Source organism: Paraburkholderia guartelaensis, assembly GCF_004353905.1.
GTDB lineage: Bacteria > Pseudomonadota > Gammaproteobacteria > Burkholderiales > Burkholderiaceae > Paraburkholderia > Paraburkholderia guartelaensis.
The window spans coordinates 1-14,106 of record NZ_SMOD01000084.1; the positions used below are offsets into that span (position 1 = coordinate 1).

13 protein-coding genes are annotated in these 14,106 nt (G+C 64.5%); 2 read left to right on the plus strand and 11 right to left on the minus strand.

Annotated elements, in window-relative coordinates; translation table 11 throughout:
• The 11 genes from E1N52_RS42005 to E1N52_RS42055 all read right to left on the minus strand — a co-directional run.
• Window positions 1-210: transposase (locus tag E1N52_RS42005; protein WP_133185892.1), on the minus strand; the 210-nt coding region annotated here is incomplete at its 3' end.
• Between the two features lie 162 nt (window positions 211-372).
• The gene (locus E1N52_RS42010; RefSeq protein WP_133190895.1) at window positions 373-1,266 is read right to left on the minus strand and encodes a DUF1571 domain-containing protein; all 894 of its coding nucleotides are present in this window, start codon (window positions 1,264-1,266) and stop codon (window positions 373-375) included.
• A gap of 112 nt (window positions 1,267-1,378) precedes the next feature.
• On the minus strand, window positions 1,379-2,425 hold the full coding sequence (locus E1N52_RS42015; RefSeq protein WP_246089459.1) for an alpha/beta fold hydrolase: 1,047 nt from the start codon (window positions 2,423-2,425) through the stop codon (window positions 1,379-1,381).
• The gene (locus E1N52_RS42020) at window positions 2,422-3,312 is read right to left on the minus strand and encodes an alpha/beta fold hydrolase (RefSeq protein ID WP_133190897.1); all 891 of its coding nucleotides are present in this window, start codon (window positions 3,310-3,312) and stop codon (window positions 2,422-2,424) included. Before E1N52_RS42020 ends, E1N52_RS42015 begins: the two co-directional genes overlap by 4 nt.
• Before the next feature lie 8 nt (window positions 3,313-3,320).
• A complete protein-coding gene (locus tag E1N52_RS42025; RefSeq protein ID WP_133190899.1) occupies window positions 3,321-4,220 on the minus strand; it encodes a metal-dependent hydrolase in 900 nt (299 codons plus the stop codon).
• A gap of 32 nt (window positions 4,221-4,252) precedes the next feature.
• Window positions 4,253-5,134 carry an SDR family NAD(P)-dependent oxidoreductase gene (locus tag E1N52_RS42030; RefSeq protein WP_133190901.1) on the minus strand — a complete coding sequence of 294 codons (882 nt, stop codon included), beginning with the start codon at window positions 5,132-5,134 and terminating at the stop codon, window positions 4,253-4,255.
• Window positions 5,135-5,166: 32 nt separating this feature from the next.
• Window positions 5,167-6,711 carry a flavin-containing monooxygenase gene (locus tag E1N52_RS42035; protein ID WP_133190903.1) on the minus strand — a complete coding sequence of 515 codons (1,545 nt, stop codon included), beginning with the start codon at window positions 6,709-6,711 and terminating at the stop codon, window positions 5,167-5,169.
• 215 nt (window positions 6,712-6,926) lie between these two features.
• The gene (locus E1N52_RS42040) at window positions 6,927-7,856 is read right to left on the minus strand and encodes a MerR family transcriptional regulator (protein ID WP_133190905.1); all 930 of its coding nucleotides are present in this window, start codon (window positions 7,854-7,856) and stop codon (window positions 6,927-6,929) included.
• A 123-nt stretch (window positions 7,857-7,979) separates the two neighbouring features.
• The gene (locus E1N52_RS42045) at window positions 7,980-8,804 is read right to left on the minus strand and encodes an OmpW/AlkL family protein (protein WP_133190907.1); all 825 of its coding nucleotides are present in this window, start codon (window positions 8,802-8,804) and stop codon (window positions 7,980-7,982) included.
• A gap of 206 nt (window positions 8,805-9,010) precedes the next feature.
• Entirely contained in the window at window positions 9,011-10,276 is a 1,266-nt protein-coding gene (locus E1N52_RS42050; RefSeq protein WP_133190909.1) for a DUF2957 domain-containing protein, read from the minus strand.
• A gap of 105 nt (window positions 10,277-10,381) precedes the next feature.
• Entirely contained in the window at window positions 10,382-11,791 is a 1,410-nt protein-coding gene (locus tag E1N52_RS42055) for a DUF2957 domain-containing protein (protein WP_133190911.1), read from the minus strand.
• Window positions 11,792-12,538: 747 nt separating this feature from the next.
• On the opposite strand from E1N52_RS42055, the gene E1N52_RS42060 reads away from it, so the two are divergent.
• On the plus strand, window positions 12,539-13,561 hold the full coding sequence (locus E1N52_RS42060) for a hypothetical protein (protein WP_133190913.1): 1,023 nt from the start codon (window positions 12,539-12,541) through the stop codon (window positions 13,559-13,561).
• 339 nt (window positions 13,562-13,900) lie between these two features.
• Window positions 13,901-14,106, plus strand: a 206-nt coding sequence (locus E1N52_RS42065; protein ID WP_484217453.1) for a transposase, incomplete at its 3' end; no start/stop codon positions are given.

Genomic DNA, 14,106 nt, shown 5'->3' on the forward strand with positions numbered 1-14,106 from the left:
GTCTACCGGTGGCTCGCTCGACACCGGGCCGGCCGCACCGAACACGTCGGCCGCGCGCTCCTGCAACTGCCGCTTCCATTCCGTGATCTGGTTCGGATGCACATCGAACTGCTGCGCCAGTTCGGCGAGCGTGCGCTCGCCCTTGACTGCCGCCAGGGCCACTTTCGCTTTGAACGCCGCTGAGTGCGTGCGTCGGGTTCGTTTCGTCATTTTCTCGGTTCCTTTGCCTGCATTATCGCTGGCTCAGGCCCCGGTCGTTCCACTTATCCCGCTGTCCGATTTTGCGCGGCCACCTCTAGGTGAGGAGTTCCAGGAGTCGAACGTCGTGCGCTCCTCCCGAAAAGCCTCACCTTTGTTCTCGCGGCCCAGGTTTCAGAATTTGTAATCGGGATTCTTCGGATCGAATGCTTCGTCGTCGAAGGACTTCGGCGTGATGGTGTCGATGACGATTTTCTCGAACATCTGCCCGTCGTCGCCGTAGGCTTCGACGGTGCGGAAATACGGATGACGCAGATCCAGCCCGAGCGTCTGCTTCTTCGCGTAGAACTGCGGTTTGCCGCTCGGCGAAACGTAGGTCAGCGCCACGACGCGCACGCCGTCTATCGTTTTCACCTCGACTTGCGGCTTGTATGACGCGCCCACTTCGACGTACTTCTTCGCGTCGGTCATGAACTGGCTCACGATGAATTCGGTGCCGAGATCCGTGATCTTGTGATTCGATTGCGAGCGCGCGAGCGTGCCGTCGAGCGCGGTCCACATTGGCATCACGCCGAGCAGGCCGCCCAGGTGACCGTACATTTCGTCGCTGCGCTTCGAGGCGTCGTAGATGATCTCCTCTCCCGAATGATCGCCGTCAGGCAGCCATTTCGCGTAGATGCGCAGCGGTTCGTGCTCCAGCTTCACGAGCATGTGCGCGGGCTTCGCTGGCCACTTGCCGTTCAGGCGCTCCCAGCGCGACAGCACGAATTCGTATGAGGGATAGCCCGACGGGCCGAGCTTGATGAGCGTGGGTACGACGAGCGGATCGAACGCTTCGAAAAGCGCGGTGAGTTGCGCGTCGTCCATCTTCGTGAGCGCGTCGCTCTTCTGCGCGCGCTGCAGCCAGCGTACCTGTTGATCGACGCTCAGTTTCGCGACTTCGGCGGCGGGCGTCGCGCTTTGCGATGCGTTGCCTGTTTGTGCGTCGTTGCCTTGCGCGAACGCCGTGCCGCTGGCGACCGCAAGCGCCGCACACGCGATGAACGTCCGCGCCGTCTGAATTTTCATTTCCTGTCTCCCTTGATGAATGCTTGCGGCCCACGCGTTCCCACGCGGGCCGACGCATTTTTCAGCTTCGTGAATTCTTCGTCACGCAGCGCACGCCGCGTGGCGACGTCGGCTAAGTCGCGGACGGATTGCCCAGCACGCCCTGTGCCGGCGAACCGATGTCCGTGCCCGGCTGGTCTGCCTCGATTGCGCGCGCGTGGCTCGCGTGCACCGTCCCCGAGAGCGCGCAGAGCAGCCAGTCGTAGGTCGTGGACGGCGCGGTGACGGGCAGCATATGGCCGCCGCTCACCACCTTGAGCGTCACCTGCCTCGTGAGGCGGCTGAGCGCGTCGCCATGTCGGGCCCAGTTGAGCACGACGTCATCGCGCCCAAACAGAATATCGACGGGAACGCTCAGTTCTGCGTAGCGTTGTTCCATCTGCGCGAGATCGTCGGCGTCTTCGATCGCGATGAGATCGGCCGAGGCGTTGTAGAAGCCGGTGGGCCGCAAGCTCAGTAACCCGCCGCCGCGTGTGCGGAAATCGCCCGGTACGGCTTCGGGCGCGAATACCTGCTTGAGGACGGCGGAACTGGTCGCGAGTCCGACGGGCGTCGCGAACGTACGCGCCACAAAGCGGCGCACGGCGTTCGAGCGCAGCACGAGCGCACGGAAAGCTTTGGGCACCTCGGTCTGTACGTGCGTGAGCGGCGCGATCAGCGCGAGCCGCGAAACGGCGTGCGGATGATCGAGCGCCACGGCCAGCGCGATTGCACCGCCGAGCGAGTGCCCGACGAGCACCGGCGATTCGAGACGCAGCGCCTCGATGAAGCGCGCGACCGTGCGCGCCTGCGCGCGGATGTTCGCTGACGCGTGCGGCCCGCGTGTGGAGTAGCCGGAACCCGGGCGGTCGATGAGTATCACGCGATGTTCGCGCGCGAGCGCCTGAATGGGCAGCCACGCAAAGTTGCGCAGTTGTCCGCTCAGGCCGTGAATGAACACCACGGGCGGCCCGTTGCCGTATTCGACGTAGTGAATCCGGTCGCCGTCGATGTCGATCAGTTGACCGTCCATCGGCACGGCGGCTTCGATGCGGCGCGTGGCGCGTCGCGTGAATGCGGCGAGCGCGGCAAGTGCAGCGCCGGCGGCAACGACCGCGGCAGGCAGGGCAAGTGGGTTCACTGGCGGTCCTCTGGGTGCGGGATGGGTTCGAAGCCTTGTGCGCGTGGCGAAGCGCAAGTGGCAAAACGCGTGAAGCGAGCCGCGATCTGCCGCGCCTCGCTCACCACGGCCCAATGCGGTGCGGCGATGATTTCGCGCTGGTGTTCGCCGAGCCAGCGCCCGATACCTTCCGACATGGCTGGGGTCACGTAGCGGTCGAAACGCGGCACGATGAACTGCACCGGAATACTCGTGCGGCGCTCGCGCGGGCGCCGCGCGCACGCGAGAAAATTCGCGCGATAGAGTTGCAGCCCGTTGAGCGCGTTGCGCAACTGCCGGGGATCAGGCGCGACGCGCACGCGCTCGGTCTTGCGCAGCCACCATGGCCACAGCGCTGCGCCGCCGAGCCGCCAGACGAGTTCGGGCACGAGCGGCAGATGAAAGAACGCGATGTACCACGACTTCAGCAACTGCGCGGGAACGCGGGGTTTGAGAAAAACATGGTCGAGACAAGGGCCGGAAATCGAGGTGTACGAAGCGATCCGCGAGGCGTTCGCCGGTTCGGTCACGGCTTCCCAGCACTGGATCGACCCCCAGTCATGCGCCAGCAGATGAAACGGCTGCGCGCCGCACGTGGCGTTGGCGACCGCAAGCAGATCGCGCGCAAGCTGCGCGAGCGCATAGCCAGAGCGCGCACGCGGCGCTTCGGAAGCCCCCATGCCGCGCACATCGTAAGCGATGACGCGAAAGCGCGTCTCCAGTTCGCTGCGCAACGCGCTCCAGATACGCGCCGAGTCGGGGTAGCCGTGCACGAGCACGACGGGCGGCGCATCGTCGGACCCGCTGACGTAGACCGCGAGGCGCACGTCGCCGGAATGTACGAACACGGGTTCGGGCGCGCCGCGCATGACGTACCTCACACCGCGCGCGGCGTTGCCGCCGGATGCAGCGGCACGCGGCGCGGGGCAGCGCGCGAGGCGTACTGCGCATTGGTTTCGTCGATCTGCGCAACGAGGCCGTCGATGCGCGCGAGATGGCGCCGGTTGTCGTGATCCCACGGATGAAAGCCGGGCTTGAAAAAACGCAGCCATTCGAGCGCGATGCCGGGAAAGACGCCGTGACGCGGCCCGTAGAGAAACTTCACGAGCTTCCACATGCCGCGCACCTTGCCCTGGCGCCGGCGGTGCGCACGCAGGAGCGCGAGGTGATAGTCGAACACGATGAGCCAGAAGAGAACCGTGGTGGCGAGCATCGTACCGGTTCGCATGAGATAGCGCTTGACGCCCGGCTCGATCACGAGATTCCACACATCGAACGAGACCGACTTGTGCTCGGTTTCCTCCAGCGCGTGCCAGAGCCACATCTGCTTGTAGCCCGCCACCGAGCCTTCGATGCGCGTGCCGGTGTCGGCGAGCAGCAGGTCGGCGAGCATGGCCGTGTAGTGTTCGAGCGCCACGGTTTGCGCGAGCTGCAGCGAAGGCGGCAACACCTTGCGCGCAAAATTGAGGATGGCCCACAGCCGCTTGTCGAGCTTGTGCGCGGGCAAGCCCGCCGCCTGCAGCAAGTCGTTGTATTCGACGTGTTCGCGCGTGTGCATCGCCTCCTGGCCGATGAAGCCCATGACCTGCTTCTTGAGTTCGGGGTCTTCGATGCGGTCGCGATAATGCCGCACCGCATCCATGAAGAAGCGCTCGCCCGCGGGAAAAAGCAGCGAAAGCGCGTTGAAGAAGTGGGTGACCGGCACGCCTTCGACGTGCCAGTCACACGCCCTTTCGGGCGGTAGTGCGAAGCGGATGTCGCGCCGTATCGGCATCATGTTGTGGCTCCCTGTTGTGTGCCTGCTGTTATTCATTGCGTGGCGGCGGACCCGCGCGCGGCGCGGCGCGCCTTCGCGGCTTCGCGCCGCGCGCTCATCACGACCAGCGCCTGGTACGCGGCGGGCAGCGTGCGCGCGAGCCAGTCCGCTGCGCGCGCGTCGCGGCCAATCAGTACGCGCCGCGCGTTGCGCTTCACGCCGTTCAGGATTGCGCGGGCAGCGTCGTCGGCGGTGGTGATGAAGAACTTCTCGAAGTTGTCCTTGCCTTGCTGCTCGCTCGCCACCATGAAGCCCACCATGTTGTGCGCCACGCGGCTCGATTGCGCGATATTCGTGCGAATGCCGCCCGGATGCACGCAGGTAGCGGACACGCCGCAGCGCATCATGTCGAGTTCCTGACGCAGCGCTTCGGTGAAGCCGCGTACCGCGTATTTGGTCGCGTTGTAGCCGCTCATGCCTGGTTGTGCGAAGAGACCGAACACGCTCGACGTATTGACGATATGGCCTTCGCCGCTTGCCTTCAGATGCGGAAGAAATGCCTTCGTGCCATGCACGACGCCCCAGAAGTTGATGTTCACGATCCATTCGAGGTCGTTGTACGCCATGCCTTCGATGGTGCTCGACAGTGCGACGCCCGCGTTGTTGAAGACGAGGTTGACGCCGCCGTGCGTCGCGGCCGTCTCGTCGGCCCACGCGAATACGGCGTCGCGCTCGCTCACGTCGAGCACGCGCGTGCTCACGCGCACCGAAGGTGCCAGCGCGCCCACGATGCGAGCGGTCTCCTCGAGCGCTGGGGCGTTCCGGTCGGCGAGCGCGAGATGGCAGCCGGCGCCGGCTAGCTGGAGCGCGAGCGCGCGGCCCATGCCCGAGCCGGCTCCGGTGATGGCGGCGACCTTGTTGTCAAAGCGTTTCATGGGCGGGCTCCGGGTGGGGCGATTGCGCCTGTTCAGGCGGCCTCGGTGGGTTGCGTGGCGACGGTGAGCGGCGTTTCGTGCTGTGCGGCATGCGGCGCGCGATAGACCTGGTAATCGGCGAGGGAGAAGTGCGCCGTGGCGCGGCGAAAGCGCCAGGTGAAACCGGGCCACAGCGTCGTGTTCCGGCCGTTGCGCGGGTCGAGATACCAGCTCTTGCAGCCGCCCACCGACCAGATTGCGCGGCCAAGCTTGCTCTGGATGCGCTCGTTGTAGCGCGCTTCCACATAGGGCCGCACGTCGATCGAATCCGCGTGGTCGCGCTTCATGGCGGCGAGCGCGCCGAGCACGTACTCGATCTGCGATTCGATCATGAACACCATCGAGTTGTGGCCGAGGCCGGTGTTCGGGCCGACCAGCATGAAAAAGTTCGGATAACCAGGCAAGCTCGTGCCGAGGTAGGCATGTGCGCCGTTGCGCCAGGTCTCGACGATATCGATGCCGCTGCGACCCACGATCGTGCCCGGCGGGAATGGATCGGCCACCTGAAAGCCGGTGCCGTAAATCAGGCAATCGACCTCGTGATGCACGCCGTCGGCGGTCTCCACGCCGGTGCGATCCACACGCTCGATCGCGTTCGTTACCACCTGCACGTTCTTGCGCGAGAGCGCCGGATAGTAGTCGTTCGATATGAGTACGCGCTTGCAGCCGATCGTGTAGTCGGGTGTCACAGCCGCGCGCAATTCAGGATCGGACACCTGGTGGCGGATATGGCGCAACGCCAACTTCTGCACGTTCTTCATGAGCGCGGGATGCACCGCGAAGCCGAGCACGCGCGTTTCGAGCATCCAGTAAAGCCCCGCGCGCGCGAGCGCCTGCGTGAAGGGCAGCGTGCGGAACAGCCATTGTTCGAAGGCCGAAATGGCGCGATCGGGCTTGGGCATGATCCACGGCGGCGTGCGCTGGAAGAGCGAGAGTTGCGCCACGCGCGGCGCGATCTGCGGCACGAACTGAATAGCGCTTGCCCCCGTGCCGATGACCGCGACGCGCTTGCCTTCGAGCGCATAGTCGTGATCCCAGTGTTGCGAGTGGAAGGTCTTGCCCTCGAAAGTGTCGAGTCCCGCAATCGCCGGCAACGCGGGGCGCGAAAGGCCGCCCATGCCCGAGATCAGCACGCGCGCGGTGAGGCGCCGGCCATTGGCGAACGCAAGGCGCCAGCAATGCGCGGCCTCGTCCCATGTCGCGTTCGTGAGTTCGTGCCCGAAGTTGAGCCACGGAAAAAGCCGGAAGCGATCGACGCAGCGATTCAGATAGGCGCGAATCTCGGGCTGCGGCGCGAACATGCGCGTCCAGCGCGGATTGGGTGCGAACGAAAACGAGTACACGTGCGATTGCACGTCGCAGGCGCAACCGGGGTAATGATTGTCGCGCCAGGTCCCGCCCACGGAGTCGGCCTTCTCGAACACCGCGAAGTCCTGGTTGCCGCTTTGCAGCAGACGGATCGCCATGCCAAGGCCGGCAAAGCCAGTGCCGATGATGGCGATACCGATCGAGTCGCCTGTACGGGCGGGTGCGTTCATCCGGAGCGTCTCCCTGTTGTCGATCCATCTATGACTGTGACATTGATGGATGTAAACATAGTGGGATCGGCGCCAATGCGCAAGGGACTAGACTCAGCGCTCTAACACATGAACAACTGTAGGGGCGTAGCGGGGCGCGAGGGCGCAAAAGGCCGCCTGACGGGGCCTTTCACGCGTTCGGTGAAGCAGAAAACCAGGAGGGAGGGCGTGCGCCTTTAGCGCTTCTTGAGCGCGGTTTTCTTCGCGGGACGAGCGGATTTTGTTGCAGCCGGCGCGCGCGCGGCGCTCTTGCGAGGTGCGGATTGGGGCGCACGCTTTTTCGCGGCGCTGGCAGGCGCGGCTTCGCTTGCACGCTCGCGGCCGAGCGTCTTGTCGAGGATCGTCGCGACCCGGCCGCCCAGGTAGTCGCTCGACTGCGCTTCGAGCGCGCGCAGGATCTCGTGCTCGACAAACACCGTGGAAAGCGGCCGCAGGCGCCAGATCGCGTCGACGAGCGCGGGCATGTCCGTGGCGGGCGGCAGCGCGCCCTGATCGTAGCGGTCCAGATGGCGCACGACCATTTCCACCAGCACGCGTGCGATGGCGTCGAAATGCGGACGCGTTTCTTCGAGCACGTCGAGCAGCTCGCGCGCGGGAATGCCTTCGCGCACGGTTGCGGCCGCCGCGTCGAGCATGCCCGGATTGCGCGAGACGAACGAAAGCCCCTGGCGTTCGAGAAGCCCGAGGTCCGCGAGACGCGAAAGGCTGCTCGGCGCTTGCGGCCCGAACAGCTTGATGAGCTGCGGCAGCGAATACGTCTTCGGCCGCGCGTGCGACCAGGGGCCGCCGATCGCGTTCTCCAGGCCGAGGATCGAGCGCAGGTCGCCGCCGTCGTCGATCGCCAGGATGAGATCCTGAATGTTGGCGAGCGTGTAGCCGCGCGCCAGCAGGTGGTTGATGAGCTTGAGCCGCGCAACGTGTGAATCGTTGTAAATGCCGACGCGCCCGCGCTTCTCGGGCGGCATGAGCAGGTCGCGGTCCTGATAGGCGCGCACGTTGCGCACGGTCGTGCCCGCTACGCGCGCGAGTTCGTCGACGGTGTATTCGCTGTCGGTGACGTGCTCGGGCGCGGAATCGGTCACGGGGGCTTTGGGCGTTTTCGGCATGCCGCGATTTTAGCGCGAGCGGCCGGGAGCACGCGAGCGCACGCCAGGGTGCGCGCTTTGCCGCGGGCTTTCTCGCCCTTACGCGCATGCGCCGCCTCGCCGTCGCGTTGGCACGGCGCGCCCTTAGAAGCGGTAAGAGAGCGCAAGGAACGAGATGATCGGATCGGCCTTGAGGTCGGCGCGGCTCACGCCAAGTTCGCTGCCGTCCGCCGCCTTGACGATCACCGAGGACGTCGTCTTCAGCGGAATATAGGTGACCGACGCAACGATCCCCAGATGCTTCGTGACGTTGTAGGTGGCCCCGAGATTGAAAACCGGCGACCACGACGACGACGCCTTTGCGCTGATCTGCGTTTGCCCCGACTTGCCCGCGCCGGCCGCGAGCACGGAGCCGAGATCGTCCTGGGTGGCCTTCACGAAGTTCGGATTGAGCTGGATATCCGAAAACCAGTTGTACGACACGCCGATGCCGAGGAACGGGCGGAATTTCGCATCGGCGTCGCGAAAGTAGTACTGGAAGATCAGCGCCGGGCTCCATTGGCGCACGCTGCCGACAATGGGGTTCGTCGCCGGGTCGCTGAGATTCTGGCTGCCGAGCGCGCCCGCCGGGCCTGGCGGCTTGATCGTGCCGTGACCATAGAGCTTGAACGTGGGCGGCACGCCCGCCACCGAGGTAAGCGCGATATGGTCCGTGAAGAAGTGGCTGATGACGAGGCCGACCGTATCCGCATTCGATGCCGAAAGACCCGTGCCCGCCGAAGTGAACGAACTGGGCAGCCGCAGCGGCGTGTTGATCGGCACGGGCGCGACGTCCGTGGTGAGCGGCGTGCTCGAATGCTGCGTCGTGACGTGAAACCAGCCGAGTGCGACGACGTTGTCGCCGGCGTGCTGCGCGTACGCGCTCGCCGACAGCCCGGCGGCCAGCGCCGCCACTGCTATGCGTCTCATGATGTCCCTCCCAGGTACGGGTGCGCCTTACCCGCGCGCGGCGACTCGATGCATGCCCCGGTATGCCCGGCATGCATCGTTCGCCTTTGTTGCGCGCGCCTTTGTGGCCCGGCCGCCGCCGCGTTGCGCGACGGCCGGGAGTGGCCACCTCGTGAATGGCGCGGTTCGCCGCGCCGGTTATTGTTCGATACGTTGCTTCGTGATCCTTACTGAACGAACGCGCCGGCCGTGAAGTACGGGTCCGATAGCGTCGTCATGTCGAGGTAGCCGAACACGCCGCCCGTGAAGATCATCTTGCCGGTGGGTGTCGAGCCGGTGGAGGCGCCCACGTGCGTGGTCGTCACCGTGCCCGGTACGGTCTGGGTGAAGTTCAGATCGAGGGCAGTGGCGAGCGCGGCCTGCGAGGCGTTGAACGGATCGAGCAGCGTGGCTTGCGTTCCCTCCAGCGCGAGCGTGCGATAGTCGAACTGGCTGTCCACGCCGATGTATTCGCCGTCCTGCGAGCCCTGCGCGATGGCCGTTTGCGGTGCTAGCACGGAGATGCCTGATTCGTCGTCGGCCACCGGGCCCGTGGCGCCGCTTTGCGGATCGACGCCAACCTGCGGATACGCCACGCCGGTGCGTACGAGCACGGGCACGAGTTGGCCGCGCAACTTGCCGACGATCATGAAGCCCTTGCCGGCCGGTTCCGTGGTGACGAGCGTCGGCTTGACCTGCCCCTGGAAGTGATCGGTTTCGAACGCGCCGCTGCCATCGGCCGACTGCGCGAAGTTGGTGCCGGGCTGCTGGCATTTGCCGGCGTTCACGCCCGTGTTGTCGCATTCGGTCCAGGTGCCGTTGGCGTTGATCGTGATCTTTGCGTCAACCGCTGCGGGCTGGAAATTCTGCGAAGGCACCTGGTGATAGCCGAGCTGGCTGTACGTGCCGGCGACGTTCGCGAGATTCGTTTCGATCGCAGAGAAGCCGATGAACGGGTAGTACGGAAACGTCGTGTCCGGCACGACGCCAATACCGCCTGAGCCCTTGTACGCGATCTCGGCTCCCGGAATCGTGCCGCCCGCCACGCCTTCGCCGATGAAGACGCGCGCCGGGCGGTTGGGATCGAGACTCGCGCCATTCAGGCGGAACGCGCACTGGTTGAGCTTCGCCGTGGGGAGGCCGGTTTCCGCCGTCAGCGTGCCGGTGGCGACCTGGCCTTTGCGCGTGGGCGTCACGGTGCCGGTGGTCTGCGGGATCGGCGACTCGACGTAAGTGATCTGCCAGGTCATCTTGGCTGTGTCGAGCTGCAGCTTGACGAGTTCGCCGTCGCCGCCGCCACCGGTGTACACCGTGTTGTAGTCGAGCGAGGTGGGGCAAAGCGCTGCTTCCACGAGCGGAGGGCTACTGCTGCTGCCGTTGCCGCCACCGCATGCACTGAGCGCTGCGATCATCGGTGCGGCAATCGAGAGCGCCGCGAAAAGTTTCCATTTCATACCGCGTCTCCAGAGTATTGTTGTTGGCGAGAGCGTCTGACAGTCATTCGTAGTGCGAAATTAAGGCGGTCGTGAACGATCAGGATGCCGCGACCGCCTGATGGACTACTGTGGCTGGATCAGTGCACCGACACCGAAGTAAGGCTGATTGGGCGTGGCGCTGTTCGCCGAACTGGCCGTGACGCCGCCGTTCTCTTCGCCGTTGATGAAGATGCCGTAAAGACCGCCCACCGCAATCAGATTGCCCGCTTTGCCCTGGGTATCGGTTACGCCGATCAGGCCGGGGTGCGTCTGCGTGTAGTCGAGCGTGAACTGGCTCTGCGTCGTCATCGTCGAGGGCTTGAGGAAGCCGGCCTGCTGACCGTTGATGAGCGTCGCCGTATAGGCGAAATTCGAGTCCGCGCCAATGTAGCTGCCGTCGAACGCCCCCGACGTGAGCGTCGTCGCGGGCGCGAGCAGGGCGATGCCGGACTCGTCGTCCACGGCGATCTGATTGCTCAGGCTGATGGTTTCGTTCACGTAGCCGGTGCGTACGACCACAGGCACAATGGCCCCATTGAGCTTGCCGAGGATGAGGTGCCCCGCGCCGCCCTGGCGGCTGACGATCACGTTGTTACCGAGGCTCAAGGGGAACGGCAATGGTGTGGGCGTCTCGATCTGCGGTGCGTCGGTACTGTCGAAATAGCTGCCGCTTGTGCTCGCCGTCCATGCATTCGCAGCGGTTGCGCAACTCGTGTTGGTCGCGCCAGCCGGCACGCTGCAATTGCCGCTTGCGTCGTACTGCTCCTGCGTCACCTTCGCCGCTGGCGCGAAGTTGCTGGAAGGCAGGATGTGATAGAGCAGCGCGTTATACGAGCCCTTGAGATCGGCGAGGCTCGTGCTGACCGACGAAAAGCCGATGAACGGATAGAAGTCGAATGTGCGCGGCGCAACGCCGCTAAAGAGCAGATTCGCGGTGGTGTCGCCGTCGATGTTCACGGTCGCGCCCGGAATGCCGCCGCCCGCCACGCCAAAGCCAACATAGATCGTGGGCGGATTGTTCGCGTTGTACGCCGTGGTGTAGGTGCTGCCGTTGATCGTGCCCGTGCCCGCCTGAAGTTGGAACGCACACGTGATCTGCGCGGTGGTTGGCAGCGAGCCCGCGGGCGGATGCTGCACGGCGCCCGTGACGGTGAGACCCGCACGCGTGTTTTGCACCGAACTCGCGGCCACGGGAATGGGCGAGGCGAGGAACGTGAGCTTGTACGTCATCTTCGTCGGATCGATGTTCAGGCTCACGACCTCGCCACTGCCTGCGCCACCCAGATACGTGTTCGCCGCGATGTCCGCCGCGGCGGGACACAACGCCGTGGCGGTCGGCGCGCTGTTGGGCGGACCCTGATTCGCGCATGACGAACCCGAGCATTGCGCCGGGGTGATGGGTGCCGGATTACTGGCGGTACCTCCGCCGCAGGCGACCAGCAAAGGGGTCGCGGCCGCGGCCAGCATCAAGCTGCTGCGGACAATGCTCTCCATGATTTGTCTGCCTCCCTGTGTCGTATTTATGCGCAGAAGATTGGATCATGACATTGGCCACTGTCAATTGAACGAACCGTCTAAAACGCGTGACGTGTTCGCTTCTGCTTGATGCTTCGCGGTTTGCACACGCAACAACCGGGGTTTTTCCCGAGGCCGCAATGCACGCGCCGTGCGCCCATGCGCAATTGGCGTGCCTGAAACGGCTCGTTGACATGTCATCGCGATTCGTTGCGTGCGCGACGGTCGCTGAAAGGCAGAGGAAAGCCGATCATCGGATGGGGAGAATTCGCAAATTGATTCGGATTACAGATTAATTGGCGTGCGCCATTAGATGGTGAGGATATTCGGGAGCGGACTTGTGCCCGCAGCGCCGAAAGGTGAGTACTTACAGGAGTGGTCGGGGGCGAGGCACTGCACAAACACGTATTGCAAGGTGGGCGCCGCGAAGAAAATCAAAGGTGAGTGTGTGCGGGAGAGTGGGCTCACTGCGGTGTGCGGCGCGCGGTTTTTCGTCGCACCGTATCGCATGTTGGCGGCCAGGTTCAGGTCTGTGTGGTGCGCGCTGCGTAACCCAAAGGTGAGTGTTTTCGGGAACATAAACGCAAGTTGAGCCGTTGCTGCGTTGCGGCAGCGTCGCCGCGGGCAGGTGGTGATTCGCGGTATAGTCATTTACGACAAGTGCGCTCGTTGTGCGCCCTACGCTTCACCGCCGCCGCGCCCGAGCGGTCTGCAACGGAGTTTTCCATGGGTATTCTGGACAGGCTTTGGCCGCGCGCCCGCGCGAAGCAGGCGCCGGAATCGCCGCAAATCCAAACGCTGATCGAGCGTCTGCTCGTGCTCAGCCCGACGCTCAAGCTCGTGCCGCAGTGGCGCGAGCGGCTTGCGCCCGCGCTCGCGCAATCGGTCGCGTATGTGCACGAGGTGGTGGAGCGCATGCCGCCCGCGCGCGAAGCGAGCACCGCCACCTGGTCGAACGACCCCTATATCCACGCGTTTTTCGCCGCGCCCGATGAGGTCGGTCATGTGCTGAGCCGATCGCCTGAATTGCACGCATGGTTCGAGAGTCATCCGCTTGCGCGCGAAACTTTCGCGGTGCTCGGCATGGCCCTGAACGAGCGGCTTGCCTTCGGTGCCGAGCAGCATGGCGACGAGGTGCACACCGATGTCATGCAGACTACGTTGAGCTTCGACGACCATCAGGTGCGCGTGTGCGGTGAAACCGAAAGCGAACTTCGCGAGCAGATCGTGCAGCGCGTGGTCGAGCAGATCGCACTGGAAGGCCTCGAGCAGATCGGCGCCGACGAGTCGCGCCGCGACATGCTGGAGCAAGAGCGCGCGCTCCTCAAAACGCGCCTGCAACTGCTCACGCGTCACGGCGCGGGGACGCAACGCATGCTGGGCGAGCACGCCGCGCAAAACGTTGCAGAAGTGGCGAAGGTCGAGGCGCAGATTGCGCAGAACGAGAGCGAGATCGCCGCGCTTGGCCTCAAGAGCGAAGCGCTCGAACATCAGCTGACGGTGATTTGCAGGGTGCTCGCGAATCCCGCGCAATACACGAACGTCGAGATGCGCGAGATCAGCCTGAGTCCGATGAATGTCGTGCTTGCAAACAGCAGCGCGAGCAACAGCGCCCCGATCATGTTCCCGCTCGCGCGGCTACCGTCGAGCCCGCAAGGGTTGCGCGCCTTCTCTCTGGTGCGCTTCGCGCGCGCCGACCTTCAACCCTTGCCGCGCGTGCTCGTAGAAGACAGCCGCTTCATGATCTGAGCGCGGCTTTGCGGTCATAGGTGAGAAGATTCGGGAGGCACGTGCGCGGCATTGCGACGGTTCGTTGACGAAGCGTGCCGAAATCACCGTTGCGCGTGATCGGCTGCGGAAGTTTCGTGATCCCGATGTACAGGAGAACCTGGTTCCGGTGCGCAAGATTTTCCTGGTAGTCCCAGGTTAAGGGATCCGAATATTGCCGAGTACCAGGTGTTAGCAACCAAAACCTTGCGCGCTCGGGCGCGAGACGCCTAACAGGCCGCTGAAATACCGCTTAAACACGTCATCGCGCAGAGCTCGTGAGGCGTTGATAGATGGACCACTACTTGTCCCCTGGAGATCATGCGCGGCGCCGACACATTCACCGAGAGTCTGTTTTCCATGCGCAAGCTGGACGACTTCGTCCCCAAGTCGCATCCGTTGCGTTCGATCCGCGTGATGGCGAATGAAGCGCTGGCGAAGATGGATCGACAGTTCGCCCAGATGTACGAAGCGGACATAAAGGGCGGGCGGCCGAGCATCGCGCCAGAGAAGTTGCTGCGAGCCAT

Excerpts from the sequence above, each read along its gene's own strand:
- E1N52_RS42050 (WP_133190909.1), bottom strand. The coding sequence starts at position 10,276 with ATGAAATGGAAACTTTTCGCGGCGCTCTCGATTGCCGCACCGATGATC.
- E1N52_RS42045 (WP_133190907.1), bottom strand. The coding sequence starts at position 8,804 with ATGAGACGCATAGCAGTGGCGGCGCTGGCCGCCGGGCTGTCGGCGAGC.
- E1N52_RS42030 (WP_133190901.1), bottom strand. The coding sequence starts at position 5,134 with ATGAAACGCTTTGACAACAAGGTCGCCGCCATCACCGGAGCCGGCTCG.
- E1N52_RS42010 (WP_133190895.1), bottom strand. The coding sequence starts at position 1,266 with ATGAAAATTCAGACGGCGCGGACGTTCATCGCGTGTGCGGCGCTTGCG.
- E1N52_RS42035 (WP_133190903.1), bottom strand. The coding sequence starts at position 6,711 with ATGAACGCACCCGCCCGTACAGGCGACTCGATCGGTATCGCCATCATC.
- E1N52_RS42060 (WP_133190913.1), top strand. The coding sequence starts at position 12,539 with ATGGGTATTCTGGACAGGCTTTGGCCGCGCGCCCGCGCGAAGCAGGCG.
- E1N52_RS42020 (WP_133190897.1), bottom strand. The coding sequence starts at position 3,312 with ATGCGCGGCGCGCCCGAACCCGTGTTCGTACATTCCGGCGACGTGCGC.
- E1N52_RS42040 (WP_133190905.1), bottom strand. The coding sequence starts at position 7,856 with ATGCCGAAAACGCCCAAAGCCCCCGTGACCGATTCCGCGCCCGAGCAC.
- E1N52_RS42025 (WP_133190899.1), bottom strand. The coding sequence starts at position 4,220 with ATGATGCCGATACGGCGCGACATCCGCTTCGCACTACCGCCCGAAAGG.
- E1N52_RS42055 (WP_133190911.1), bottom strand. The coding sequence starts at position 11,791 with ATGGAGAGCATTGTCCGCAGCAGCTTGATGCTGGCCGCGGCCGCGACC.